The 25,258-nt window shown below is 49.0% G+C and carries 27 protein-coding genes; 25 read left to right on the top strand and 2 right to left on the bottom strand.

Features of this window, described 5'->3' with window-relative positions; genetic code table 11:
- Positions 1-127: 127 nt before the first annotated feature.
- Positions 128-1,150, bottom strand: coding sequence for an LCP family protein (locus tag GLV97_RS00255; RefSeq protein ID WP_160838171.1), 1,023 nt, complete (start codon positions 1,148-1,150; stop codon positions 128-130).
- A 16-nt stretch (positions 1,151-1,166) separates the two neighbouring features.
- Positions 1,167-1,808, bottom strand: a complete 642-nt coding sequence (locus tag GLV97_RS00250; RefSeq protein ID WP_160888662.1) for a YigZ family protein — start codon at positions 1,806-1,808, stop codon at positions 1,167-1,169.
- Between the two features lie 155 nt (positions 1,809-1,963).
- Here GLV97_RS00250 and GLV97_RS00245 point away from each other — a divergent pair, with 155 nt between their 5' ends.
- From GLV97_RS00245 to GLV97_RS00125, 25 genes are all read left to right on the top strand, one after another.
- Positions 1,964-3,103 (top strand): sensor histidine kinase, encoded by a 1,140-nt coding sequence (locus tag GLV97_RS00245; RefSeq protein ID WP_160838175.1) that lies wholly within the window; start codon positions 1,964-1,966, stop codon positions 3,101-3,103.
- Positions 3,104-3,267: 164 nt separating this feature from the next.
- On the top strand, positions 3,268-3,945 hold the full coding sequence (locus GLV97_RS00240; RefSeq protein ID WP_160838177.1) for a response regulator: 678 nt from the start codon (positions 3,268-3,270) through the stop codon (positions 3,943-3,945).
- A 490-nt stretch (positions 3,946-4,435) separates the two neighbouring features.
- Positions 4,436-5,281 carry a DegV family protein gene (locus GLV97_RS00235; RefSeq protein ID WP_160838179.1) on the top strand — a complete coding sequence of 282 codons (846 nt, stop codon included), beginning with the start codon at positions 4,436-4,438 and terminating at the stop codon, positions 5,279-5,281.
- A 60-nt stretch (positions 5,282-5,341) separates the two neighbouring features.
- Positions 5,342-6,757, top strand: coding sequence for a DEAD/DEAH box helicase (locus GLV97_RS00230; RefSeq protein WP_337192757.1), 1,416 nt, complete (start codon positions 5,342-5,344; stop codon positions 6,755-6,757).
- Positions 6,754-7,416, top strand: coding sequence for a ComF family protein (locus tag GLV97_RS00225; protein ID WP_337192758.1), 663 nt, complete (start codon positions 6,754-6,756; stop codon positions 7,414-7,416). The genes GLV97_RS00230 and GLV97_RS00225 overlap by 4 nt, the downstream gene beginning before the upstream one ends.
- Positions 7,417-7,491: 75 nt before the next feature.
- On the top strand, positions 7,492-7,920 hold the full coding sequence (locus tag GLV97_RS00220; protein ID WP_160888661.1) for a TIGR03826 family flagellar region protein: 429 nt from the start codon (positions 7,492-7,494) through the stop codon (positions 7,918-7,920).
- A gap of 68 nt (positions 7,921-7,988) precedes the next feature.
- Positions 7,989-8,252 (top strand): flagellar biosynthesis anti-sigma factor FlgM, encoded by a 264-nt coding sequence (gene flgM, locus GLV97_RS00215; protein WP_160838185.1) that lies wholly within the window; start codon positions 7,989-7,991, stop codon positions 8,250-8,252.
- Between the two features lie 12 nt (positions 8,253-8,264).
- Complete coding sequence (locus tag GLV97_RS00210; RefSeq protein WP_160841923.1) at positions 8,265-8,747, top strand: flagellar protein FlgN; 483 nt, start codon at positions 8,265-8,267, stop codon at positions 8,745-8,747.
- A 17-nt stretch (positions 8,748-8,764) separates the two neighbouring features.
- Positions 8,765-10,306, top strand: a complete 1,542-nt coding sequence (flgK, locus tag GLV97_RS00205) for a flagellar hook-associated protein FlgK (RefSeq protein ID WP_160841924.1) — start codon at positions 8,765-8,767, stop codon at positions 10,304-10,306.
- 16 nt (positions 10,307-10,322) lie between these two features.
- Complete coding sequence (gene flgL, locus GLV97_RS00200; protein WP_160841925.1) at positions 10,323-11,195, top strand: flagellar hook-associated protein FlgL; 873 nt, start codon at positions 10,323-10,325, stop codon at positions 11,193-11,195.
- Positions 11,196-11,248: 53 nt separating this feature from the next.
- Complete coding sequence (locus GLV97_RS00195) at positions 11,249-11,800, top strand: DUF6470 family protein (RefSeq protein ID WP_160888660.1); 552 nt, start codon at positions 11,249-11,251, stop codon at positions 11,798-11,800.
- 13 nt (positions 11,801-11,813) lie between these two features.
- The gene (fliW, locus tag GLV97_RS00190; RefSeq protein WP_160888659.1) at positions 11,814-12,269 is read left to right on the top strand and encodes a flagellar assembly protein FliW; all 456 of its coding nucleotides are present in this window, start codon (positions 11,814-11,816) and stop codon (positions 12,267-12,269) included.
- Positions 12,256-12,471, top strand: coding sequence for a carbon storage regulator CsrA (csrA, locus tag GLV97_RS00185; RefSeq protein ID WP_160889048.1), 216 nt, complete (start codon positions 12,256-12,258; stop codon positions 12,469-12,471). The genes fliW and csrA overlap by 14 nt, the downstream gene beginning before the upstream one ends.
- Before the next feature lie 138 nt (positions 12,472-12,609).
- Positions 12,610-13,371 carry a flagellin gene (locus tag GLV97_RS00180; RefSeq protein WP_160888658.1) on the top strand — a complete coding sequence of 254 codons (762 nt, stop codon included), beginning with the start codon at positions 12,610-12,612 and terminating at the stop codon, positions 13,369-13,371.
- Between the two features lie 321 nt (positions 13,372-13,692).
- The gene (locus GLV97_RS00175; RefSeq protein WP_129674476.1) at positions 13,693-13,827 is read left to right on the top strand and encodes a flagellin; all 135 of its coding nucleotides are present in this window, start codon (positions 13,693-13,695) and stop codon (positions 13,825-13,827) included.
- 224 nt (positions 13,828-14,051) lie between these two features.
- Positions 14,052-15,593 carry a flagellar hook-associated protein 2 gene (locus tag GLV97_RS00170; protein WP_160888657.1) on the top strand — a complete coding sequence of 514 codons (1,542 nt, stop codon included), beginning with the start codon at positions 14,052-14,054 and terminating at the stop codon, positions 15,591-15,593.
- A gap of 26 nt (positions 15,594-15,619) precedes the next feature.
- A complete protein-coding gene (fliS, locus tag GLV97_RS00165) occupies positions 15,620-16,009 on the top strand; it encodes a flagellar export chaperone FliS (RefSeq protein ID WP_160838201.1) in 390 nt (129 codons plus the stop codon).
- A 2-nt stretch (positions 16,010-16,011) separates the two neighbouring features.
- Positions 16,012-16,362: a flagellar protein FliT gene (locus tag GLV97_RS00160; protein ID WP_160838203.1), complete on the top strand. Its 351-nt coding sequence runs from the start codon at positions 16,012-16,014 to the stop codon at positions 16,360-16,362.
- A gap of 163 nt (positions 16,363-16,525) precedes the next feature.
- Positions 16,526-17,893, top strand: coding sequence for a cell wall-binding repeat-containing protein (locus GLV97_RS00155; RefSeq protein ID WP_160841930.1), 1,368 nt, complete (start codon positions 16,526-16,528; stop codon positions 17,891-17,893).
- 518 nt (positions 17,894-18,411) lie between these two features.
- A complete protein-coding gene (gene hpf, locus GLV97_RS00150; protein WP_160838207.1) occupies positions 18,412-18,969 on the top strand; it encodes a ribosome hibernation-promoting factor, HPF/YfiA family in 558 nt (185 codons plus the stop codon).
- Between the two features lie 227 nt (positions 18,970-19,196).
- Positions 19,197-19,379, top strand: a complete 183-nt coding sequence (locus GLV97_RS00145) for a hypothetical protein (protein WP_160838209.1) — start codon at positions 19,197-19,199, stop codon at positions 19,377-19,379.
- 117 nt (positions 19,380-19,496) lie between these two features.
- On the top strand, positions 19,497-22,010 hold the full coding sequence (gene secA / locus GLV97_RS00140) for a preprotein translocase subunit SecA (RefSeq protein ID WP_160838211.1): 2,514 nt from the start codon (positions 19,497-19,499) through the stop codon (positions 22,008-22,010).
- 70 nt (positions 22,011-22,080) lie between these two features.
- Positions 22,081-23,185, top strand: a protein-coding gene (gene prfB, locus GLV97_RS00135; RefSeq protein WP_160838213.1) for a peptide chain release factor 2 whose coding sequence is annotated in 2 segments (ribosomal slippage) — positions 22,081-22,152 and positions 22,154-23,185 — 1,104 coding nt in all. Because the reading frame shifts where the segments join, the coding sequence is not laid out codon by codon here.
- Between the two features lie 113 nt (positions 23,186-23,298).
- Positions 23,299-24,174 (top strand): UTP--glucose-1-phosphate uridylyltransferase GalU, encoded by an 876-nt coding sequence (gene galU / locus GLV97_RS00130; RefSeq protein ID WP_160888656.1) that lies wholly within the window; start codon positions 23,299-23,301, stop codon positions 24,172-24,174.
- Between the two features lie 260 nt (positions 24,175-24,434).
- Positions 24,435-25,250 (top strand): YitT family protein, encoded by an 816-nt coding sequence (locus GLV97_RS00125; protein WP_373562382.1) that lies wholly within the window; start codon positions 24,435-24,437, stop codon positions 25,248-25,250.
- Positions 25,251-25,258: the final 8 nt, after the last annotated feature.

Genomic DNA, 25,258 nt, shown 5'->3' with positions numbered 1-25,258 from the left:
TGGCGTGATCTTACCTTCCTCATGATCCTGCGATGTTTCTGCCGTTGTCCCATCCGGCTCCGCTTTGGGACAATGCTGGAGTGAAGAAAAGGGCTGTCCTTGGCTTGACCAGGGACAGCCCTCTTTTTCACATGGAATTATTATTTTCGTCTCCGTTGGAAAAGTTGTCCATCTCATCGTCTTTGGCGAGAGGATTGGATAAATTCAAGTGATCCTTAAGCGTTTGAGAGGCTGCGGTAAGCTCTTCGTCATTCACCTGGTAATACCAGCCGTGTCCGGTAAAGCCTCCTTCTCCTCCCAGCTGCATTTTATCAAACGTAAATCCATCCTTCTGGAGGAAATAATCTTTGAACGAGATCATCTCATCAAACGTCAGGTTCGTTTTCATATTGCTGCTCACAGAGGCGAGGATATCGTCAAAGTTGTTCAATCCTTTGGTGGACATCGTTTCATCGAAGATCTGCTGAATCAGTTTCATCTGCCGGTCGCCTCTGGCAAGGTCGCTGTCATACTTCCGTGTCCTTGCCAGGGCCAGAGCTTCTTCCCCGTTAATGGTCTGGTAGCCTTCTTCAAGTTCTACAGCTCCTGCCGTATCCGAACTGTTCTGCTCTGTGATGTCAAAAGGGACGTCATAAGAGATTCCTCCGATGGCATCGACAACATCCACAAATGAATTGAAGTTCAACCGGACATAATAATCAACAGGGACATCAAGCAGCTGTTCAACTGTTTGAACGGTGGCGTCCACACCGCCGAATGCGTGGGCATGAGCGATTTTGTCCTCATAACCGACTTCAGGGATATAGGTGAGGGAGTCCCGTGGGATATTCAACATCTTGATCGATTTATCATCCTGGTTGAATGTTGCAAGGACGAGAGCATCTGAACGTGCGGGCAGTTCTTCCTGACCTGTCCGCTTTTCACTGTCATCAATGCCGATGAACAATACAGACGTATGGTCTTTGGCGGGATTCACTTCTTCCACGCGTTTATCCGACATGCCGCCGCGGTCCAGCTCTTCATGGGATTCGGTGGCGGTCTCTTTCACCTGATCGGTTAAATAAACCGCGTAGCCGGCCGCCGCACCAATCCCGGCAAGCACGAGGAAAGCCGCTGTCCACAGGAAGATGGTCAGCTTTTTCAGCTTCATGCGTCAATAAACTCCTTTACTCCGGTGTGACGTCAAATTCTACGTAGGAGGTTCCGCCTCTTGTGATAGCGGCCTGACCGCTCGTCAAATCGACCATCCAAGATTCGAATTCCTCTTCCAGTCCGCTTTCTACGTATATTATTAATTCCACATTTTCGAGGTAATTAACCGTTTCGAGTGTATAAGTCGAATTTCTTACTTCATTTTCCACTTTTCCGAGCAGGGTATAGTCGATTTTCACCTTGATTTCCTGCATCAGCTGCCGTTTGACGACACCGGTCGTATTGATTGCTTCGGAAGCGGTCGATCCATACGCCCGGATGAGCCCGCCGGCCCCCAGTTTAATGCCGCCGAAGTAACGGGTGACAACTACGGCCGTATCCTTTAAACCGCGTTTTTTCAATACCTCAAGCATCGGTACACCGGCCGTTCCACTCGGCTCTCCGTCGTCATTCGCCTTCTGGATGAGATCGTGCTCTCCAATCATGTAAGCAGAGCAGTTATGGGTGGCATCATTGTGTTTCTTTTTAATTTCCTGAATAAAAGCCTGAGCCTCTTCTTCTGTTTCACACCGCTTCACATAGCCGATGAAGCGGGATTTCTGTATGGTGATTTCTTCAGAACCCTCAGGTTTTACGGTATAATAACTTTCCAGCATCGTTGAAAACCTCCTAAGCTTTTATTATATCGAGGGGGTTTGAAATGGGCAAACCATACAAATAGTAGGATGATGGATGAAAAGTTGTACATAACCCCCATAAATGGACATGGGACTTACGAATGATTATGTGAATATTGATGGAGGGACTTGTGATGAGCGAACAGAAAACAGGGGACATAGCCCTTGACCATATTATTGATGAGATGGTGGATACCGTTACCAACAGCAAAGACGAAATCTTTGAGATTGGTGAAGGGTCCCGTCAGGAATATGAAAAGCTGTACAATGAGCTTCAGGAAACGAAAAAGCTGGTGACTGCCTATATTGAAGAAGGCGATCAATTGGATCAGAAGGTTCGTTTCTCGCGCAAGCGTTTATCTGAAGTGAGCCGTCAGTTCCAGAAATATTCAGAGGAAGAAATCCGCGAAGTCTATGAAAAAACCCACGCCCTGCAGATGGAACTCTCGATGAAAAGAGAAAAAGAGAAACAGCTGCGCTGCCGGAGGGACGACCTTGAGCGCAGACTCCGTCAGCTTGAGGAAACGATCGGACGTGCGGAAGCGCTGGGCGGAAAAATATCCGTCGTATTAAATTACTTAACGGAAGACTTCAAACACGTCAGTGATGCCTTGGAGACAGCGAAAGAGAAGCAGCAGTTCGGTCTTCAGATCATTGAAGCACAGGAAGAAGAACGCCGCCGCTTATCCAGGGAAATCCACGATGGTCCGGCACAGATGCTTGCCAACGTCATGCTCCGCTCCGACCTTGTGGAGAGAACATACAGAGCCCGCGGCATCGAGGATGCGATGCAGGAAGTACAAAGTGTCCGCTCGCTCGTCCGGTCGGCCCTTTATGAAGTACGGCGGATCATTTATGATCTCCGTCCAATGGCCCTTGATGACCTCGGTTTAATTCCTACATTGAAAAAGTACCTGGCAACCGTCCAGGATTATACGGAAGGACTGACCATCACTTTCGCCCCTTTCGGCAAAGAGGGAAGGCTGGAGTCCAAATATGAAGTCGCATTGTTCCGTCTCGTGCAGGAAGCCGTCCAGAATGCGGTGAAGCACGCAGAAGCGGAAGAAATCAAAGTGAAAGTGGAGATCATGTCCACCAGTGCAATGATCATCGTCAAGGACAACGGGAAAGGATTCGATTTGAATAATAAGAAGGAAAAATCGTTCGGCCTGATGGGGATGCGGGAACGTGTCGAGATGCTCGAAGGAGAGCTGAACATCGATTCCAGCATCGGTGAAGGGACGATAGTCACAATTCACCTGCCGTTAAATTGATAATTTCGCGAAAAACTATGTAAATGGACTTGAATCGTTTATAATAGAAAGCAGGATTAGGGTGTCATTTACAAACAAACATAAAAAGAGATAGAGAGAGAACAAAGAATAGGTTAGGGGAACTAAAAAACCATTCTATGTAAGAGAAACAGGAGGAAATGACCATGACGACCAGAATCGTATTGATTGACGACCATAAATTGTTCAGGGAGGGCGTAAAAAGAATCCTCGACTTCGAATCCAGTTTTGAAGTTGTAGCCGAAGGTGATGACGGGGATGCAGCACTGCGGATCGTCGAGGAACATCTGCCGGATGTTGTGCTGATGGACATCAACATGCCAAGCATGAACGGCGTAGAAGCGACAGCAGAAATTACGAAGCGTTATCCTGAAATGAAGGTCATCATCCTGTCCATTCACGATGACGAGAACTATGTCACCCACGCCTTGAAAACAGGGGCACAGGGGTACCTGTTGAAGGAAATGGACTCCGATGCGCTCATCGATGCCATCAAAGTCGTCGGCGCGGGAGGTTCTTATCTGCATCCGAAGGTAACGCACAATCTAGTAGCGGAATACCGCCGTTTGTCAGAAAGCAAGGGAAGCAGCGGCTATCGTACGATCGAATACCGCAAACCGCTTCATCTGCTTACCCGCCGCGAATGCGAAGTGCTGCAGCTGTTGGCGGACGGTAACAGCAACCGCGGTGTAGCAGAAGCGTTATACATCAGTGAAAAGACCGTTAAAAACCATGTCAGCAATATTTTACAGAAAATGAATGTGAATGACCGTACGCAGGCGGTTGTCACGGCCATTAAAAACGGCTGGGTGGAAGTCATTTAACGGCAGATTTGCTCCTTACTCAAGCTGTCCGGAACCTCCGGACAGCTTTTTTCTTTGGTTGAATGGATGGTTTCCTTTGCAAAAATTGGAGTAGGGAGGCTGGGGAATCACTCGCTTTCCGCGGTCATGTGGTGAGCTTCCTCAGGCTTCGCCTTCCGGGATCTCACCTAACATGTTTATACCGCAGGAGTCTCGCCATTCCCCTGCCTTCCCTGCTTTGTAAAGTGAAAGAAAACCGCAATAATTAAAAGAAATGCTCCTATCCAGGCTGACAGCTGTCTATCTAATGTTGTTTGTGACGGGAAACAAAAATAACTTCTATCACTTTATCAACGTAGTCCCAAAGGTGGAATGGCAGCCTCTGACATTGGACGCCTCTACAGTTTGTTGGTGCAATGGAAACGGCCTTCATGTAAAATAGGGGAGGAGAAAAAAGAAAGATATCGTACATATAATCATAGAGGAATTTTTTTATAAGGAGCTGGGTCGGATGAAAACAGCAATCATAACGGACAGTACGGCTTACCTTCCGAAACAAGTAAGACAAGCCCATCATATACATATGGTCCCCTTGAACGTCATCTTCGGGGAAGAATCCTATCAAGAAGAGATTGATATAAACGCTGATGATTTTTATGACATGGTCAAGGAGGACGGGAAGCTTCCAAAAACCTCCCAGCCCTCAATCGGCATCATGACACAGAAGCTCGAGGAGCTCGCCCAGGACTATGACGCTGTCATTTCCATTCACTTGTCAAGCGGAATATCCGGCACCTGCCAGGCGATGATGACCGCCGGTGACATGGTCGATGATATTGATGTCCATGTGTTTGATTCAGAAATCAGCTGCCACATGCAGGGCTTTTATGCACTGGAAGCTTCAGATATGGCAGAGCGCGGAGCGGGTCCTGAAGAAATTTTGTCCCGTCTGAAGAAAATGAAGGAGACGATGCACGCCTACTTCATGGTGGACGATTTGTCCCACCTGCAGCGGGGCGGCCGTTTGAATGGAGCGCAGGCATTCGTCGGCAGCCTGCTGCAGGTGAAGCCGGTGCTGCACTTTGTGGATACGAAAATCGTTCCCTTCGAAAAAATCCGCACACGTAAAAAAGCGCTGAAACGAATCCTCTCCCTGCTTGCCGAATCGGTGGAAGAGGGCGGCGAATACCAAGCAACCTTGATTCACGCCAACCGTCCGGCTGAGGCCGCAGAATTGAAAAAGGAAATCGAAGCCCGGCACTCCAATGTCGAAGTGACCTTGAGCTACTTTGGCCCTGTCATCGGCACCCATCTTGGTGAGGGTGCGATCGGCCTTGGCTGGTATCGTCAGTCCTGAGAATATGAGCCTGTCTGTGAGACTCAGGCAGGCTCTATTATTCTAAGGGAAGGTGACGCTGTGCTCTCGTATTTTCAACGAAAGAAACCTCAGAATTTTTCCTGGATCCCCTCCAACCCTGTTCCTCATTCCCATCTTGATCTCGCCGGGAAACTTCTCCTCCAGCACGAAATCCCCTACAGTGAAAAAGACCTCCAGATGTTGTTGTCAGAAAGAATCATAACGAAAACAGAAAGCATGGAACAGCACCTGTTTCAAACCTGCTGCCGCCGCTGCGGGAACACGCAGGCCCACCTTTTTGCTGAGCTTCCCCATCAAACCTGTGGGAAGACCTGTGTGTACTGCCGGAACTGCATCCAAATGGGACGTGTATTGGAATGTGAGCCATTGTATATAGGAAGCGCAAACGTCCAATGGCCTGTATATGAGGATCCGTGCGCATGGAAGGGGACGCTGACTCCCGGCCAGCAGCGGGCGGCCGATGATCTTACCGCACAGGTTCAAAAAGGCTCCGGAGAGCATCTTGTGTGGGCGGTCTGCGGGGCAGGGAAAACGGAAGTCCTTTTTCCTGCGATTACAAAAGCACTGGAAACCGGTAAACGAATCTGCCTCGCCACACCAAGAACCGATGTTGTCCGGGAGCTGCAGCCCAGGTTGCAGAAGGCTTTTCCTGAGGTCGATACAGCGGCTTTGTACGGTGATAGTCCCGACAAAAACGGGCGGGCCCCTTTTGTCATTGCCACTACCCATCAGCTGTTCCGATATGCGCATGCGTTTGATGTGCTCATCATCGATGAGGTGGATGCCTTTCCTTTTCACAACGATCCCACGCTTCATTTTGCAGCCAAAAGGGCCGCAAAGCCTGATGCCGCCATCATTTATTTAACCGCGACACCGAGAAAAGAACAGAAGCGGCGGCTCCGTCAAAAATCGCTCCCCGTCACATTTATTCCGAGGCGCTTCCACGGCCATCCTCTCCCTGTTCCTGCATTAAAGCTGACTCCCATGCTGCACCGCTCTTTAAACAAAGGGCAGCTCCCGGCCCATCTCTTGAGAACCATCGCGGCCCAGCAGACAACAGCCAGGCAGCTGCTTCTTTTTCTTCCTTCCATCAAAAAGGCCGAAGAGATCGCTTCTTTTTTAAAAGAAGCAGGGTATGAGGTGAAGTCGGTCCATGCCGAAGACGATCACCGGGCAGAAAAAATCCAGAGCTTCCGCAATAAAGAGTACCGAATCCTCGTGACAACGACGATTTTAGAGCGCGGTGTTACGTTTCCCTCGGTTGATGTCTACGTTATTGATGCCGGTCATGTCGTTTTTGATGAAGCCGCTCTTGTGCAGATTGCCGGGCGCGCGGGGAGAAGCGCTGACGATCCGGACGGTGATGTGCGTTTTTACCACATTGGCAAAACGGATGAGATGCTGGATGCGGTGGAAGCTGTGAAAAAGATGAACAAACTGGGGCAGAAGCTGTGAACTGTTATCTCTGCTTTTCCCCTATCGTACCGGAAGTGAACTGGACAAACTTCCTGCTGCCCGGCATCGAAAAGAAAATCTGCGTGACGTGTGAGGAAGGATTTGAACGGATTTCTGATGAATGCTGTCCGATGTGCTCAAGGCCGGGGAAAGGGCGCTGCGGTGACTGCACCCGCTGGGAAGAGATGCTCCCCGGTGTCCTTGATCAAAACCATTCCGTATTGACGTACAATGCTTTTGCCAAAGACTTCGTCGCGAAATGGAAATACCGCGGCGATTACGCTGCTGTTGAAGCGCTTGAAGCGGCCATGAAAGAGAAATGGAAGCTGTTGAACCTGGAGGATTATCTGGCTGTCTGTGTTCCTTTGAGCCTGGAGCGCGGAAAGGAGCGCGGCTTTAATCAATCCGAAGCCTTGATCAGGATGGTCGGAAAAGACCCGGCTCATCTGTTTGAACGCATCCACGGGGAAAAGCAGTCCAAGCGGACGAGGAGGGCGAGGATGGAGGCGGAGAATCCATTTTCCCTGATCAAACCGACAAATCAGCCGGTCATCATCGTTGACGATATTTATACGACAGGAAGGACGGTCCGGCACATGGCTTCGCTGTTGAAAGAAAACGGATGCCCCCGGGTGCGGTCATTTACAATTTTTCGATGAATCTGTCTATAAGACTTTTGGTTCTTATTTTCCAGCCGATATAATAAGAAAGAGCGTACAAGGAGGACCATCGACATGGGAGAATTAGCGAACTGCCCGCGATGTCATGCGGTATTCATGAAAGGGACGGCGGCCATCTGCCAGACATGTGTAAAAAAAGAAGAGCAGGACTTTCAGACGGTGTATGGTTTTTTACGGAAAAAATCCAACCGTACGGCTTCCGTGAATGAAATGGAGGCGAAAACCGGCGTTCCGGAAAAGCAGATCCGTGCATTCGTCAAACAGAAAAGGCTGCATCCTTCACAGTTCCCTTCATTGGATTACGGCTGTGAGAAGTGTGGAGCACCTATTCAGGAAGGGCGGATCTGCGGGTCCTGCACAGAGGAATTTGGTCAGAACCTAAAGCAGCTTGAACGAAATCAGCAGTTTGCTGATCGGATCAAAGAACAGGAGAAACCAAAGGCTAAGACTTATTACTCATCTGAATATGATTCATTTGAATGATGGATGGAACGGTTCCTTTTCCGATATACAAACTATAAGATAACGGACATGTAAGTGAGGTGTACCTAATGAAAATCAATCGACCGCATCATACCCAGATGAACCCCTATCAAAAGCAGCTGAATCAGCAGACGGAAGCCAGGACCCATCAGGCGAAGGATAAGCTGGAAATCTCCCCGCAGGCGAAGCAGATGCAGGAGAATGATTCGGTGTCTCCAATGCGTCAAAAGCTTGTCGAACAAATCAAGCATGATGTAAATACAGGGAATTATCAGGTGGATGCCGGAACATCAGCGAAAAAGATGATCGATTTCTTTTCAAACAAGGAATAAAGGAGCATCACCATGACAATCGATACGATGACAATTTTAATGAACAAACTGACTCAGCTGCATAAGAGCCTGCTTACGGTATCACAGGCAAAAACAGAGGCTTTGAAGCACAACGGCATCGAAGAGATGCAGAAGCTGCTGCAGAAGGAGCGGAAGCATGTCCAGGCGGTGAAGCAGATCGAAAAGCAGCGGGCGGAAGCGGCGGCTGAGTGGTTTGAAGAGCAGGGATATACCGGACAGGAACAGACCGTTTCAGCCATGCTCGAGCTTCTTTCGGGAGAGGAAAAAGAGGAGCTGCAGCGGGTGTATGAAGCGCTCATCTTCGTTCTATCCGACTTGAAGCAGCAGGAGGCTTTGAATGCTGAGCTCATCCAACAGTCGATGCAGTTTATCCATCTGTCTCTGAATACACTGGAGCCGTCCATCCAGTCGATGAATTACGGAAATCAAAGGCAGGAAGCTCCGAAGCGCTCCCTGTTTGATTCAAAAGCTTAAACAGAGGAGCAGCACTTATGACATCTACGTTTCACGGGCTTGAAACAGCTAAACGCGGCTTGTTTACCCAGCAGGCGGCCTTATATACAACCTCCCATAATATCGCCAACGCCAACACCGAAGGATATACGAGGCAGCGCGTCAATTTCGAGCAGACCGGTCCTTACCCTGCCGCCTCAAGAAACCGTCCGGAAATTCCCGGTCAGATGGGAAGCGGTGTGCAGGCGGCTTCCATTGAGCGTGTACGTGTCGGTTTTCTTGATCAACAGTACCGCGGGGAAGCTGGTAAAGCGGGCTATTATGATTCGCGGTCGGACGCCCTTGCGCGTCTGGAAAGTGTCATGAACGAGCCTTCTGAAGACGGCTTGTCCAGCACGATGGATCGTTTCTGGGGAGCCCTGCAGGATTTGTCCGTCAACCCGGAGGATTCCGGCGCCCGTTCTGTCGTCCGGCAGCGCGGCCAGGCGGTGGCGGATACGTTCAACTATCTTTCCAACACGATCCAAACGATGCAGAAGGATGTTCAAAGGGAAGTGGGCGTTACAGAAAAGTCGATCCATTCCATCGCCAATCAGGTTCATAACATCAATGAGCAGATCAGTGAGGTCGAGCCTCACGGGATGGTCCCGAATGATTTATATGATGAGCGTGACCGCTTGATCGACCAGCTTTCCGAGCACGTCACCGTCCAAGTGAGCTATGAAGATACATCCCCCTCCGCGAGTCCCCTGGCTATGGGAAGAGCGACGATTTCCTTAGTCAATCAGGACGGGAAAGCCTTGTCTCCGCCGGCCACACTTGTAGACGGGACCATCGGTGGCGGTGTGAATAAACTGGAGGTCACCTATGAGGCAGGCAGTGCTCTCGCTGCAGGAATAACGGTAGGGGGGAGCTCTTACACGATTGAGGAATTTTCTTCACCCGGGAAATTGAAAGGCTTAATCGAATCGGGTGGGTTTGTGGAAGCCGGAGAGAAAAAGGGCAGCTACGAAAGCATGCTATCAGATTTAGACCGGATGGCCACAGGCTTTGCGGATGCATTCAATACGGTTCATCAAAACGGGGAGTCCTTGAACAGCATCAATAACGGAACGGCTGTCCCGAAGTTTTTCGATATCGATATGTCACAGGCAGACGATGACGGCGTCGTGGAAGGCATTGCAGGTACGCTTGATCTAACAGATGAAATCAAAGCAGACGGTGACAGCATTGCAGCAGCCGTGACGAATGAGGCAGGGAACGGGGAAAACGCCCGGAATCTTGCTGAAGTGAAGAACGATAGCAACGCTCTTTTCGGTGAGGAAGCGTCCCTCTCCCATTTTTATGAATCCATCATTGGAACGATGGCCGTGGAAACGCAGGAAGCGGAGCGGATGTCGAAGAATGCCGGCACCCTGAAGGCTTCTGTAGAGGAGCAGCGGCAGTCGGTCAGCTCTGTCTCCCTCGATGAGGAAATGGCCAATATGATCAAATATCAGCACGCCTATAATGCGGCCGCCCGTAACATAACGGTCATTGATGAAATGCTCGATACCATCATTAACCGGATGGGCGTCTAAGAAGGGAGGATAACCTATGCGCGTAACTCAATCGATGTCAGCGGGCAATATGCTTCGTAATTTAAGCAGCAGCTATGAAAATATGGGCACCTATCAGGATCAGCTGGCGACCGGGAAGAAGATCACCCGCGCCTCCCAGGACCCTGTTACTGCGATGAAGGGCATGAATTACCGCTCCCAGCTTTCCGGCGTCGAGCAGTATAAGCGGAACATCAGTGAAGTGCATAACTGGATGGACAGCAGTGATTCTTCGATGAATGAAGCCACACAGGCGATGCAGCGTGTGCGAGAGCTGACGGTTCAGGCAAGTAACGGCACGTATGAAGGAGAACAGCTTGCCAACATTGCAAAAGAAATCCGTCAGTTGAAGGAGCATGTCGGAAGCATTGCCAACACGAAGGTGAACGGTAAGTACATCTTTAACGGGACCAATACGACAGCCGCACCGGTCAATATGGACAATGCGGTTTTTACGATCAATCAAAGCGCAAGTCCGGTCATGATTGAAGTGTCGGACGGTGTCCGGATTCAGACGAACGTGAACGCCGGAAATGTGTTCAATGAAGATTTATTCAACGATCTTGAAAGCTTCGCCAATGCTTTGGAAAGTGGAACAGACCTTGAAGAATTTCTCGGTAAATTCGATGGTCATATCAACAATATCGTCAATGAGCGGGCCGACCTCGGCGCGCGGATGAACCGGATCGAGCTGATCGAGGACCGCCTGGCCACTCAGGAGGTATCAGCCTCCAAGCTTGTTTCCGATAATGAAGATGCCGACATTGAAAAAGTCATCATGGATTTAAAAACACAGGAAACGATCCACAGGGCCGCCCTCGGTGCCGGGTCGCGCATTATCCAGCCGACGCTGATGGACTTTCTAAGGTAGGCTGCTCCCTGTGAAGGGACAGCCTGCTTTTTTATGAAAAGGAGAGCTTCCTTATGAACATACCAAAGCTCCAGGTGCAGACGACTCAGGCACGGCTCGGTCATCAGGTGGAAGCCCCCCGGCAGACGATCCGTCAGCCGAAAGCCGATTTGTCCATCCAGCAGCCGGCGGCGGAAATGCATATCCGGCAGCGTCCTGGAAAACTGACGATCGACCAGACGAAGGCGTGGAACAATATTGATTTGAAAAGCGTGGCGAAGCGGAGTGATGAGCTTGCCGCTGATGGCCGGCAGTTGCTGTTGGAAGGCATCGCCCGGATGGCGCGTGAAGGCGATGAGCTGATGAAAATCGAAGATGGCGGAAACCCGATTGCTTCTCATGGGGCGGAAAATGCCAAGCTGGACTTTACGTTTGCGCCGGGAGGACTGCCTGCATATGACCTTGTTGATGTCTCGTATGAGGCCGCGCCTGTAGACATAGACGTAGAGCCGCAGAAGCCGGAGATCCAGGCACAGCGGCAGAAACCACAGCATACGTATCAGCCTGGAAAGGTGAGATTTCAGTTAGAACAGTATCCGGACGTACAGGTCGACTGGAAAGTGTAAAAGGAGAATGGATATGAATATCAATACAAAGCATTTCGGTGAACTTGCTGTAGAGGAAAAGGATCTCCTCACCTTCAAGCACGGGCTGCCGGGATTTGAAGATGATCATACATATGTGCTGCTGCCTGTGGATGAAGCTGGTGTATACTATGCGCTGCAGTCCTTGGACAAAGCCGAGGTGGCGCTCATCGTCACCAATCCGTACCTGTTCTTTGCGGATTATGAGTTCCATATCGAAGACGCGGTTGTTGAAGAGCTGGGCTTGAATGGTCCGGATGATGCAGCCGTCTACAGCGTGCTCACATTAAAAGAGCCTTTCAAAGCCTCAACAATCAACTTGAAAGCCCCGATTGTTGTGAACGTCCATAACAAAAAGGCGAAGCAGGTCATTCTGAAAGAAGATCGCTACCAAAGACGGCAGCTTCTTTTGACAGAGGATAAAGGCGGTGAAGCTGATGCTCGTCCTTAACCGGAAGTCCGGGGAATCGATCAAAATCGGCGATGACATCGAAATTAAAGTCGTTTCCATTGAAGGCGGACAGGTGAAGCTCGGCATCGAGGCGCCCCGTCATATCGATATCCACCGCAAGGAAGTGTATGTCAGCATTGAAGAGGAGAATAAGGAAGCCTCTACGCTTTCAAAAAATTTACTGGATCTGCTGAAAAAGTGAAAAGAAACGTTAACAGTAGGCAAAGTCGGTCGATATAAGTAATGTAAAAGCATTACATAAGTCGGCCGGCTTTTTGTATGTATTCTAATGGATTTCACAAGGACGTGAAGTCAACCATTTCAAGGAGGAATTTGTAACATGAGAATTAATCACAATATCGCGGCTTTGAATACTTATCGTCAGCTGGGTTCTGCGAACAATGCGCAGCAATCTTCAATGGAAAAGCTTTCTTCTGGTCTTCGTATTAACAAAGCGGGAGACGATGCTGCTGGTTTATCCATCTCTGAAAAGATGCGCGGACAGATTAGAGGTTTAGAGCAAGGTTCTCGTAATGCACAAGATGGAATTTCATTAATCCAAACAGCCGAGGGTGCATTAAATGAAACACATTCTATGCTTCAACGCATGCGTGAATTAGCTGTTCAGGCTTCAAATGACACTAATACTACTGAGGACAGAACTGCTATCCAAGGTGAAGCGGATCAATTAGCAAAGGATATTAATCGTATTGCTAAGGATACACAATTCAATGGTCAAGATTTATTAACTGGAGCAGGTGGACCTAACACAGATGGCACATTTGCATTTCAGGTAGGTGCAAATGCAAGTCAACAAATTACATTAACTGTTGGTAATATGACTGGTGGAACAGGTCTTAGTATAGCTGCTGGAGATACTGAAGGTGATGGCGCAATTGATATTAGTTCAACAGCTGCCAATGCTACTGGGGCGATTTCTACGATAGACACTGCAATTAAAACAGTATCCGCTGAAAGGTCTAACTTAGGTTCATATCAAAACCGTTTAGACTATGCCATTAATAATATAGATACTTCAAGTGAAAACTTAACTGCTGCGGAATCTCGTATCCGTGACGTAGATTATGCTATAGCTGCTTAAGCAGTGACAAGCACAGTCGTCCTGACTGGTAACGGTCAGTGATCATAATCGGGTGAATTGCTGGAAACCCCTGAGAACTTTTCTTACCACAACGTAATTGGAAACGATAAGCGTGAAGGTTAACAAAAGGAAAGATTGGGCAATCAGCAGCCAAGCTCCTGTCTCGAAAGAGTGGAGAAGGTTCAACGACTAGGATAAACCATCTAAAGCAAATGCCAGGATGATGAAATCCATAGGTGAAACAATGTATCATCAGCATTGTGAATCCGAAGTGCCCGACCCCTTTTGATAAAAAAGGGTGAAGAGATAGTCTGGTCATTTATGAAAGTAAATGTTCGCACGATGGCGAAGGAAATGATGAACCAAACAAAGAACTCTATTCTTGCTCAAGCTTCTCAGGCTATGCTTGCACAGGCAAACCAACAGCCACAGGGAGTTTTGCAGCTTCTACGTTAATATTCATATTTCAAGAGACTTCAGTATTGCTGGAGTCTCTTTTTCATTTCCACTTCAACATCCTCATAATGCTCCGATATAAAAAGAAAAGCTGACGGACAGCTTGAATGTTAGTTTCCAATCGTTACAAACCTCCCTGCCCTACCAGTTCCACGGTAAGCTCAGGGAAGATTGCGGAATCGATCGGCATTATGGCCGGCCATAAAATATAAGAAGGTGAAATCATGAGTGATATGCGGATCGGAGGCCTGGCTTCCGGGATGGATATAGACGGTATCGTCAAGGATCTGATGACTGCGGAGAAGCAGCCGTTAAACAAAATGGAGCAGGATAAGGAATGGCTCACATGGCAGCGGGATTCGTACCGTGATGTGAACAAGCAGTTGAAGGAACTTGATGATATGGCCTTTAATATGAAGCTGCAGTCAACATTCAATTCCAAAACAGCAACCTCTTCCAGCTCAGCCGTTTCTGCAACAGCCAATTCCTCCGCTGGAAACGGCGATTATACGCTGAGCGTCGAACAGCTGGCGACGGCTGCCTACAACTACAGTGAAGAAAAGATTACAAAAGATGGTTCGTCTTTGGATCCGAACGCTTCGTTAAGCAGCCAGCAGAACAGCTTCAACAATGGCCTGACGCTTGGCGGGACATTTTCGATAACGACGTATAATGAAGACGGCTCAAAAAATACGAAGGCGTTCGAAGTGACCGGAGATAAGTCACTGAATGACGTTCTCTCTGAAATCAGCAAGTCTGATCTCGGTGTCCGTGCGTTTTATGATAAAAGTGCGGATAAAGTGATGCTTGAACGAACCGTAACCGGTAACTTCAATCAGGATGATCGTGAATTTCTCGGGGCGGAAATTGGTTTTGATGGAAGTGCCCCGTTTCTGTCTACGACCCTTGGCATTAAGAATGGGGATAACTCCTCCGGCTCGTGGAAGCTGAATGAAAAAGGCGGACAGGATGCGAAGTTCACCTATAACAACGGACTGGAAATTTCCTCTAAGACCAATAACTACACGTTGAATGGTGTGAACTTCACCTTCAACGAAGTGACCGACGGCAACGTCAAGGTCAATGTGACCAACAATGTGGATGATGCGTTTGATAAGATTGTCAAATTCGTCGATAAATACAATCAGATCATTGAGGATTTGAACGGGAAGGTACAGGAGAAGAAAAACCGAGATTACCCACCACTGACCGCCGAACAGAAAGAGGATATGGAAGAGAAGGAAATCGAGCTGTGGGAAGAGCAGGCGAAGAGCGGGATGCTCCGGAATGATGCCGCTGTTTCTGGAGCGCTCAGCAAAATGCGGGAAAACTGGTACACCCCTGTTCAGACAGACGGAGCGTTTTCCATGCTGTCGCAGATCGGCATCACATCCTCCTCCAACTACCGTGACGGCGGTAAGCTCATCGTCGACGAGGACGATTTGAAGAATGCCCTTCGCAACGACCCGGAATCGGTCTATCAGCTGTTTTCGGGTACAGAAGAGAATCCCGGTATTGCCCGTCGTCTGGAAACGACGATCGACAGCACCGTGAAATCGATCGAGCAAAAGGCAGGAAAAGCGACGACGCTGGATAACAATTTCCTGCTCGGCCGGCAGATTGAGGATTTGGATGATGAAATGGACAGCTTCCAGGACCGGTTGAATCAAATTGAAGACCGCTACTGGAGGGAGTTTACCGCGATGGAGAAGGCCATTTCACAGATGAACTCCCAGTCCGCTTTTATTATGCAGAACTTTGGATAAACGTTAGAAAAAGGAGTGTTGAATCGATGTCTATTCAAGCCTATCAAAACAACTCAGTGGAAACAGCCTCCCCCGGCGAACTGACACTGATGCTCTACAACGGCTGTATCAAATTCATCAAGGCAGCGGGAAAAGCGATGGAGCAGAAAGATATGGAAAATAAAAATACGAACATCCAAAAAGCCCAGCGCATCATCCAGGAACTGATGGTGACGATGGACCAGAATACTGACATCAGTGCACAGGTGCTTCCGCTGTACGACTACATGAACCGTCGTCTGATTGAAGCGAATACGAAGAATGATGCAGAGATCCTCGGTGAAGTGGAAGGGCTCGTTGTCGAGTTCCGCGATACGTGGAAACAGGTTATCCTGCAGACGAGAAAAGCTCAGTACGCCCAGGGCGGAAACGCATAACGATGGTGTGGCAGACATTTTTAACACGGACGAAAGAGCTGGAGGAAATGGTCCACCAGCCCTCATCCTCTATGACGCGCTCTCAGCGGATGGAACGGATCGAAGACCTGTTGGAACAACGCCAGGCGCTGTTATCCAAGCTGCCGCAGCCTTCTACCGATGAAGAAAAAGCGATCGTGCAGGAAGTGAAGAAGCGGGACTTGGTAATCAATCAGAAAATGGAGTTTCTGCTTATGGATTTGAAGAACCAGATGCGGAATAATAAGAAGCAGAAATCCAGCAAACAGCGCTATATCAATCCGTACCAAAGCGTATCGACCTATGACGGCATGTATCTGGATCATAAAAAGTAGAAAAAGGGATGCCTCTTCCTTTTCCAACCTATCATATCGTCCACTAGTAAAGAAGTATCAGGATCCTGGTGCTTCTTTTGTTTTGGTCAGAAGGTAGATTTCGCTACTAATCTCCTATATAATCCCATGGGGGAACCATACATAAAAAAAGGGGAGAGGTTATATGAAGCAATGGTTAGGACTGGCAGCCACCGCTCTGGCAGCGGCAGGACTGTTTCAAGCATCAACCGTCGAAGCAGCGGAACCCATCGAGGTAGAAAAAGTTGAAGCACAGAATACATATGAGGAAGAGGAACCAAACGATGGACGGGAAGATGCCACACAAGTTCCGTTGGGCTCCTACATTTCCGGCGAATTTTCGGACGAGGATGTGGATTTTTACCGTGTAGAAGTGAATGGAGATACAACGGTGAGATTTACCTTTCATCTATTCGAATATATAGAGGAAAAGACAGATATGAAGTTTCAAGGCAGACTCCTGAGTGAACAGGGAGAGGTTTTGCCACCTTACAGCATGAATGGAAATGAATATGGTTACATAGAGTCCCATCTTTTAGATCCGGGCGTCTATTATATGAAAGTGTGGGATGAGGCAAACCTTGCGGATGGCAGCACCTACTATCTGGGTACAGGAGCAGAACTGTTGGACGCATCGGCAGAAAGAATCTGGGGAGTCGACCGTTACTGGACAGCGGCCAATATAGCAAGAATGGGAGATGCGGACCGTCACCCATCTGAAAATGTTGTGCTGGCAACCGGAGAGGATTTCCCAGACGCACTGGCAGGTGCTCCATTAGCAGAGCACCTCGATGCACCGATCCTTTTGACGCGGGAGGACAAGCTTCCTGAGATCACTGAACAAGTGATGAACACCTTTGATACCGAAAAAGTGACGATTCTTGGCGGAACAGGCGCTGTTTCCGCTGATGTAGAAACGTATCTGGAAAATGATCTCGGAATGGAAGTCGACCGCATTTCCGGAAAAAACCGCTATGAAACCGCTGCAGCGATTGCGGACCGTCTCCCTGAAAGTGATCAAGCGGTCGTCGCCTACGGACGCAATTTCCCGGACGCGCTTTCTATCGCCCCGATCGCGGCTGGAAAAGGGATGCCGATTCTGTTAACCGAACAGGATGAACTTCCGGAAGCGACAGAGCAAAGCCTGAAAAACTATGGTGAAAGCATCGCTGTCGGAGGAACAGGTGTCATCAGCTCGGATGTACTCGCTGAGATGCCGGAAGCAGAGCGGATTTCAGGCAAGAATCGTTACCTGACGTCGCTTGCAGTAGTGGAACACTTCAACGTCGGAGGAGTGAAAGCGAGCTTTGCGACAGGATCCCATTTTGCTGATGCTCTTGCAGGCTCTGTGAACGATGTCGACCAGCCGCTTCTTCTGACACCGAAGGATGAGCTGAACGAAGAGATCAAAACTTATGTGAAAGAGCAGGAGATGTTCCGTTTCAACATCTTCGGCGGTAAAGCCGCTGTTGAAGAGAGTGTGGAACAGGAGTTGGAAGCTCTTTATGAATAAAAGTGAATGGGAATTGTGTTTTCCACACGAAAGAATTACGATCACGTTCCGTTTATCGGTGGATGCCTGCCGCGGCACACCCACAGCTAACTTGGACAGGAAGAACGCCTGCCCCGGCGGATCTTCGGCTTGTGCTTTTCCCGCAGGCACCACGGAACTCTCCTTGTTACCTCACCTGGTAATCGCTTGAAATAGCGGTGACCGAGACCACGCTTTGAGGTCTTTATGAGGAGGATTGGATGTTCGTCCTTGGAAAACACGGTTTTGTAAAAGTGAAAGTCAGCCTGAATCAGGCTGACTTTTTTTATCTTTTCTTATTGTAGAGTTAGGACGGAAACAGCGGTTCCTCTATCATTTAGACAAAATCCATCCCTGTTTCATCCACGTTTTCTTCGTCATGGGACAAATTCCAGCAAATACCGACATAAAAATGACACAATTTTAAGAAAGTTTATGCAGGAAAGGCCATGGGTATGATAGAATATATATCACATAAGGATGAAAGGAGGACACTTCTAATGCTACAGTACAACATTCGTGGTGAGAACCTTGAAGTGACGGATTCTATTAAAGATTATGTGGAGAAAAAGGTGAGCAAGCTTGAACGCTACTTTGACACTCCCCCGTCCTCAGAGGTGCACGTAAATTTAAGTGTCTATAATGATGAGCAGACTATCGAGGTCACAATCCCGATGAAAAATCTACTACTCCGAGCGGAGGAGCATAATACAGATTTATACGCTGCCATCGACCTTGTGGTTGATAAATTAGAAAGACAGATCCGTAAGCATAAAACGAAGGTAAACCGCCGATTCCGTCAGGAGGGTGCACCGAAATACGTATTTGCTGAATTAGAGCGCGAAGCCAATCAGGAGCAGATGCAGTCGGATGACGAATTCGATGTGGAAATCGTGAAAACGAAGCGCTTTGACCTGAAACCGATGGATAGTGAAGAAGCGGCCCTTCAAATGGATATGCTCGGCCACAACTTCTTCGTCTTTACAAATGCGAACACTGATGAAACAAATATCGTATACAAACGACGTGACGGCCGCTACGGTTTAATTGAAACGTAATGAATTGAATAATGAATGAGGAAAAGCATTCCTGTTTCGACAGGGGTGCTTTTCTTTTTGTAAAAATTCCAGAAAACAAAAAAGGAGAACCGTTCCCTCTTAAAACCCGCATTTTCCACAGAGCAAATCTCCACTTTCGACCACCTATTCCTGTTGAAACCTCTATTTTACAGATGTGCATGCTTCCTCTTCCTGTAGTATAACTAAAGCAACAGGGAGGTGATGAGATGACCTGCAGAAACTGTGATGAGATGGATCAGCGGTTAAAACAACAGGAAGATACAATCGTCCAGCTCGTCCACATCATCGGCTCCACCAATAAGCGTGTAAAAGAACTGAACGAAAGACAGCTCCAGCTGCAGCCGGCCTTCATAAATGAACCCGCCCCGGCCTCTGCCTCAACCACATAAAACCCCGGTGACTAAAGCCCCGCTCTTGAATTGTCAGGCCGCTTCTCTTAGTGTTATGATAGTAGATGGACTGAACTACACAACCGAAGATTGGAAATCAATAGAGGAGCGGTTGCAATGCTTGGAACTTTAAAGAAAATCTTTGGCGACGGCAATACTCGTCAACTGAAACGATTGGAAAAGATCGCTGATGATATTGATGCAATGGAATCAGATATTGAGAAATTGTCAGAAGAAGATTTAAAGAATAAGACAGCAGAATTCAAAGAACGCTATCAAAATGGCGAAAAATTAGATGATATGTTAGTCGAAGCCTTCGCGGTTGTCCGTGAAGCTTCGAAACGTGTGTTGAATATGCGCCCGTTCCGCGTGCAGCTGATGGGTGCGATTGCCCTTCATGAAGGGAACATTGCGGAGATGAAGACAGGGGAAGGTAAAACCCTTGCCTCCACCATGCCGGCGTACTTGAACGCCATCACAGGCAAAGGCGTCCACATCATTACCGTGAACGACTACCTGGCGAGCCGTGACTCCACGGATATGGGTGAGCTTTATCAATACCTCGGACTGACGGTCGGTTTGAACTCCAACGGCATGTCCAAGGATGAGAAAAGGGAAGCCTATGCCGCTGATATCACGTACGGAACGAACAATGAGTTCGGTTTCGACTACCTGCGTGACAACATGGTGCTGTATAAGGAGCAGATGGTCCAGCGGCCGCTGCACTATGCCATTATTGACGAAGTCGATTCGATCTTAATTGATGAGGCGCGTACACCGTTGATCATTTCCGGTTCCGCGTCAAAATCCGCCGATCTTTATGTCGGGGCCAATTCGTTTGTCCGTCTCCTTGCCCGTGAAGAGGACTTTACGTATGATGAGAAAACGAAAAACGTCCAGCTCACAGAAGAAGGTATCAACAAGGCCGAGCGTTTCTTCAAGATTGAAAACCTGTTTGATCTTTCCAACGTATCGCTCATCCACCATATCAACCAGGCGCTGAAGGCTCACACGTCGATGCAGCGTGACACGGATTACGTGGTGGAGGAAGGCGAAGTGGTCATCGTCGACCAGTTCACCGGCCGTTTGATGAAAGGCCGCCGCTACAGCGATGGTCTGCACCAGGCGATTGAAGCGAAGGAAGGGCTTGAGATCCAGAACGAAAGCCAGACGCTCGCTTCCATCACGTTCCAGAACCTCTTCCGGATGTATGAAAAGCTTTCCGGTATGACCGGTACAGCGAAGACCGAGGAAGAGGAATTCATGAACATCTACAACATGCGTGTTGTTGTCATTCCGACGAACCGCGATATTCAGCGGGATGATAAAGCCGATCTCGTTTACAAAACGATGGATGGGAAGTTCAAGGCCGTTGTGGAGGATATTAAGAACCGCCATGAAAATGGTCAGCCGGTGCTTGTCGGTACCGTAGCGGTGGAAACGTCTGAAATTATTTCCCGTTACTTGACTAAAGCCGGCGTGCCGCACAACGTTTTGAACGCGAAAAACCACTTCCGTGAAGCGGAAATCATCGAGAACGCCGGACAGAAGGGTGCCGTAACGATTGCGACCAACATGGCCGGTCGTGGTACAGATATCAAGCTTGGCGACGGTGTGAAAGAAGCCGGCGGTCTGGCGGTCATTGGTACCGAGCGTCATGAATCCCGCCGGATTGATAACCAGCTTCGTGGTCGTGCCGGACGTCAGGGGGACCCGGGGATGTCCCAGTTCTACCTGGCGACAGATGACGAACTGATGCGCCGCTTCGCCTCCGACAACATCCGTAACATGATGGATCGTCTCGGTATGGATGATTCCCAGCCGATTGAAAGTAAAATGATCTCCCGTGCGGTTGAGTCGGCACAGAAACGTGTGGAAGGGAACAACTTTGATGCCCGGAAGACGATCCTTTCCTACGACGATGTGCTTCGTCAGCAGCGTGAAGTGATCTACAAGCAGCGTTATGAAGTGCTCACATCTGAAAATCTTCGTGAAATCATCGAGGGTATGATCGACCGTACAGTGGCCCAGACCGTTGATGTGCATACGAGTGATGAGGAAGATGAAAACTGGGAGCTTGACAGCGTCGTGGATTACCTGCGTGCCAACCTGCTCTTTGAAGGCGACGTCACCGCTGCAGACTTGAAAGGAAAAGATCCGGAGGAAATGAAGGAGCTTATCCTTGCTAAAGTGAAGGAACGGTATGACGAGAAGGAAGAAGAGCTGACACCTGAGCAGATGCGTGAGTTTGAAAAAGTCATCCTGCTTCGTACGGTCGACCAGAAGTGGATGGACCATATCGATCAGATGGACCAGCTCCGTCAGGGGATTCACCTGCGTGCGTACGGACAGAATGATCCGCTTCGTGAATATAATTTCGAAGGCTTCCGTATGTTTGAACAGATGGTTGCAAGCATCGATGAGGAAGTGGCCCGTTATGTCATGAAGGCGCAGATCCGAAGCAACCTGCAGCGTCAGGAAGTAGCGAAAGGTGCAACAGCCGTTTCCGGCGGAGAAGAAAGTAAGGAGCCGAAAAAGAAAAATCCTTACGTAAGAAAAGACACCGTCGGCCGCAATGACCCTTGTCCTTGCGGAAGCGGCAGGAAGTATAAAAATTGCCATGGTAAATAACCAGTGGGACACTCTCTTTTTACAGAGAGTGTCTTCCCTTGTGTTTAGATTAATAGAGGAGTGATTCAACATGGATATGGCAGAAATCCGTCATGAATTAGATAATACAGCTGAGAAATTAGCGGACTTCAGGGGGTCTCTTTGACGTCGATCAAAGAAAAACCCGCATTGCTGAACTAGAAGAACAGATGACAGAGCCGGGCTTCTGGGATGACCAGAATACGGCGCAGAAGGTCATTGATGAAGTGAACGGCCTGAAAGGTCTTGTTCACACCTTGGAAGAACATGAAGAAACGCATGAGAACCTGGAAGTGTCCTATGAGCTGGTCAAGGAAGAAGAAGACGAAGAACTGCTTGAGGATCTTGTCCAGGAAGTGCAGAAGCTGTCAAACGACCTGAACCAGTTTGAGCTGAACATCCTTCTAAGCGAGCCCTACGACAAGAACAACGCGATTCTTGAACTGCACCCGGGTGCCGGTGGTACAGAGTCCCAGGACTGGGCAAGCATGCTGCTTCGTATGTACACGCGCTGGGCGGAGAAGAAAGGTTTCTCTGTGCAGACGATGGATTATCTTCCTGGTGATGAAGCCGGCGTTAAGAGTGTGACCCTTCTTATTAAAGGGCACAATGCGTACGGTTACCTGAAAGCGGAAAAAGGCGTACACCGTCTCGTACGTATTTCTCCGTTCGACTCCTCCGGCCGTCGTCACACGTCATTCGTATCGTGTGAAGTGATGCCGGAGTTCAACGACGAAATTGAAATCGATGTACGTTCGGAAGATCTGAAAATCGATACGTATCGTGCCAGCGGTGCCGGTGGTCAGCACGTCAACACCACAGATTCCGCGGTTCGTATTACCCACACCCCGACGAACACGGTTGTAACGTGCCAGTCGGAGCGTTCTCAGATTAAGAACCGTGAACAGGCGATGAAGATGTTGAAGTCGAAGCTGTATCAGCTTGAAATCGAGCGTCAGCAGCAGGAGCTTGACGACATCCGTGGCGAGCAGAAGGAAATCGGCTGGGGAAGCCAGATCCGCTCCTATGTTTTCCACCCGTACTCCATGGTCAAAGACCACCGTACGAACGAAGAAGTCGGAAACACGCAGGGCGTGATGGACGGCAGTCTCGATAAATTTATCGATGCCTACCTCCGCTCACAAATGGATGGATAATCAAAAGGACTCCCACATGCCAGTGGGAGTCTTTTTTTGTGTCTCAACTGTCCAATACGTGCCGTTTCTGCTAGTATAAAAGGGCATACATAATTTGGAGGAGGCGTCACGACATGAAGGTGAAAAAAGCGATTATTCCCGCCGCCGGCCTTGGAACGAGGTTCCTTCCGGCTACAAAGGCGATGCCGAAGGAAATGCTTCCGATTGTTGATAAGCCGACCATACAGTACATTGTTGAAGAAGCCATCCAGTCGGGGATCGAAGATATCATCATCGTTACCGGTAAAGGGAAACGGGCGATCGAGGATCATTTTGACCACGCTTTTGAGCTGGAGGACAACCTTTATAAAAAAGGCAAAATCGATCTGCTTGAAGAAGTGCAGCAGTCCGCAGAAGTGGATATCCACTACATCCGTCAGAAAGAGCCGAAGGGACTCGGCCATGCCGTCTGGTGTGCCCGCAAGTTTATCGGCAATGAACCGTTTGCCGTCCTTCTCGGGGACGATATCGTCCGCTCTGATGAGCCGTGTCTCAAACAGCTGATTGATCAGTATGAAGAGACGCAGTCCTCTGTCATCGGGGTGAAGCAGGTCCCGGAGGATGAAACGGACCGCTACGGCATTATCGCCCCTAAAGACCAGCAGGGCCCTCGTTATGAAGTGGAGCACTTTGTCGAAAAGCCGCCTGTTGAGGAAGCACCATCCAATTTGGCCATCATCGGCCGTTACGTGTTCACGCCTGAAATCATGGACCTGTTGGCTACGCAGGAAACTGGAGCCGGCGGTGAGATCCAGCTGACGGATGCGATTGAACGCCTGAACCTCGATCAGCCGGTGTACGGCTATGAGTTTAAGGGAGACCGTTATGATGTCGGTGATCAGCTCGGCTTTATTAAGACGACGCTTGCCATCGCGATGGAAAGAGACAACATGCGCGATGATGTGCTCGAACTGCTTGCAGAAGTTATGGAAAAACAGGAATCAAGGTGAAACATCAGGAGAGAGTCCGGGACAGGACTCTCTTCTCTTTTTATCTGCTGTATAAGTCACACCATCCAGTGAACACTAAAAAGGCGTCAGGCCGCTCCTTTACCGTGTTAATACGTTATTCCGCTCTTATTTACACCCCCTGAATGGAATGGTATACTCCATACGGTTTTAGAAGTACGAATACATAGGGAGAGTTGAACATCATGATGATGGCTAAAAAATACCGCAGGGAGCCGGTGCCGCCGCTACTTCGACATACAATGGATTACGGTCTCGTTATTCTCGGATCCTTTTTTGTAGCAATCGCTTTTAACTTGTTTTTACTTCCCAATAACGTGGCTTCCGGAGGTGTCGCGGGGATCAGTACAATTACCAAAGGTGTGTTCGGCTGGGAGCCGGGTGTTGTGCAGTGGGTGCTCAACATTCCCTTGTTCATTATGGGCTGGCTGGTCCTTGGGAAAAACTTCGGTGTCAAATCCCTTGTAGGGACGATCGTTCTGCCGTTTTTCGTCCTGCTTACGAGCTCCATGGATGCGGCAACCCCTGATCCGCTTCTCGGAGCTATTTTTGGAGGAATGGGGGTCGGTCTCGGCCTCGGCATAGTGTTCCGTGGACGAGCGTCCACCGGAGGCATCGATCTTGCCGCTCAAGTGATTCATAAATTCACTCATCTTCCGCTTGGCATCTGCGTAGCGATGCTGGACGGGCTGATCGTCATTACGTCGGCTTTCGTATTTTCCCTGGAAGAAGGGTTGTACGCCCTGATCGGCCTTTTCGTCACAAGCCGTACCATTGATTTCGTGCAGGTCGGGTTGAATACATCGAAAAACGTCATGATCATTACCGAAGAGGTGGATGAAGTCCGTGATGAGATTTTCCGGCAGATTGACCGCGGAGTGACTGTGCTGAGCGGCGCCGGCGGCTATACCGAACGCGAGCGGCGTGTCGTTATGTGTGTAGTTCAGCAGAATGAATTCATCAAATTGACACAAACGGTCAAAACCGTCGATCCGGGGGCTTTTGTCGTCGCGATGAATGCCACAGAGGTACTTGGAGAGGGTTTCAAAACGACTTGACTCGGTTA

The organism is Halobacillus litoralis (assembly GCF_009856355.1).
Classification (GTDB): domain Bacteria; phylum Bacillota; class Bacilli; order Bacillales; family Halobacillaceae; genus Halobacillus; species Halobacillus litoralis_B.
Note: the sequence above shows the minus strand (reverse complement) of the source record. Positions and strands in the feature narration are given on the sequence as shown.

What these genes read in the sequence shown, in the direction of transcription:
- GLV97_RS00255 (WP_160838171.1), bottom strand. Translation starts at nt 1,150, where the DNA reads ATGAAGCTGAAAAAGCTGACCATCTTCCTGTGGACAGCGGCTTTCCTC.
- GLV97_RS00250 (WP_160888662.1), bottom strand. Translation starts at nt 1,808, where the DNA reads ATGCTGGAAAGTTATTATACCGTAAAACCTGAGGGTTCTGAAGAAATC.
- GLV97_RS00245 (WP_160838175.1), top strand. Translation starts at nt 1,964, where the DNA reads ATGAGCGAACAGAAAACAGGGGACATAGCCCTTGACCATATTATTGAT.
- GLV97_RS00240 (WP_160838177.1), top strand. Translation starts at nt 3,268, where the DNA reads ATGACGACCAGAATCGTATTGATTGACGACCATAAATTGTTCAGGGAG.
- GLV97_RS00235 (WP_160838179.1), top strand. Translation starts at nt 4,436, where the DNA reads ATGAAAACAGCAATCATAACGGACAGTACGGCTTACCTTCCGAAACAA.
- GLV97_RS00220 (WP_160888661.1), top strand. Translation starts at nt 7,492, where the DNA reads ATGGGAGAATTAGCGAACTGCCCGCGATGTCATGCGGTATTCATGAAA.
- flgM (WP_160838185.1), top strand. Translation starts at nt 7,989, where the DNA reads ATGAAAATCAATCGACCGCATCATACCCAGATGAACCCCTATCAAAAG.
- GLV97_RS00210 (WP_160841923.1), top strand. Translation starts at nt 8,265, where the DNA reads ATGACAATCGATACGATGACAATTTTAATGAACAAACTGACTCAGCTG.
- flgK (WP_160841924.1), top strand. Translation starts at nt 8,765, where the DNA reads ATGACATCTACGTTTCACGGGCTTGAAACAGCTAAACGCGGCTTGTTT.
- flgL (WP_160841925.1), top strand. Translation starts at nt 10,323, where the DNA reads ATGCGCGTAACTCAATCGATGTCAGCGGGCAATATGCTTCGTAATTTA.
- GLV97_RS00195 (WP_160888660.1), top strand. Translation starts at nt 11,249, where the DNA reads ATGAACATACCAAAGCTCCAGGTGCAGACGACTCAGGCACGGCTCGGT.
- fliW (WP_160888659.1), top strand. Translation starts at nt 11,814, where the DNA reads ATGAATATCAATACAAAGCATTTCGGTGAACTTGCTGTAGAGGAAAAG.
- csrA (WP_160889048.1), top strand. Translation starts at nt 12,256, where the DNA reads ATGCTCGTCCTTAACCGGAAGTCCGGGGAATCGATCAAAATCGGCGAT.
- GLV97_RS00180 (WP_160888658.1), top strand. Translation starts at nt 12,610, where the DNA reads ATGAGAATTAATCACAATATCGCGGCTTTGAATACTTATCGTCAGCTG.
- GLV97_RS00175 (WP_129674476.1), top strand. Translation starts at nt 13,693, where the DNA reads ATGAAAGTAAATGTTCGCACGATGGCGAAGGAAATGATGAACCAAACA.
- GLV97_RS00170 (WP_160888657.1), top strand. Translation starts at nt 14,052, where the DNA reads ATGAGTGATATGCGGATCGGAGGCCTGGCTTCCGGGATGGATATAGAC.
- fliS (WP_160838201.1), top strand. Translation starts at nt 15,620, where the DNA reads ATGTCTATTCAAGCCTATCAAAACAACTCAGTGGAAACAGCCTCCCCC.
- GLV97_RS00160 (WP_160838203.1), top strand. Translation starts at nt 16,012, where the DNA reads ATGGTGTGGCAGACATTTTTAACACGGACGAAAGAGCTGGAGGAAATG.
- GLV97_RS00155 (WP_160841930.1), top strand. Translation starts at nt 16,526, where the DNA reads ATGAAGCAATGGTTAGGACTGGCAGCCACCGCTCTGGCAGCGGCAGGA.
- hpf (WP_160838207.1), top strand. Translation starts at nt 18,412, where the DNA reads ATGCTACAGTACAACATTCGTGGTGAGAACCTTGAAGTGACGGATTCT.
- GLV97_RS00145 (WP_160838209.1), top strand. Translation starts at nt 19,197, where the DNA reads ATGACCTGCAGAAACTGTGATGAGATGGATCAGCGGTTAAAACAACAG.
- secA (WP_160838211.1), top strand. Translation starts at nt 19,497, where the DNA reads ATGCTTGGAACTTTAAAGAAAATCTTTGGCGACGGCAATACTCGTCAA.
- galU (WP_160888656.1), top strand. Translation starts at nt 23,299, where the DNA reads ATGAAGGTGAAAAAAGCGATTATTCCCGCCGCCGGCCTTGGAACGAGG.
- GLV97_RS00125 (WP_373562382.1), top strand. Translation starts at nt 24,435, where the DNA reads ATGGATTACGGTCTCGTTATTCTCGGATCCTTTTTTGTAGCAATCGCT.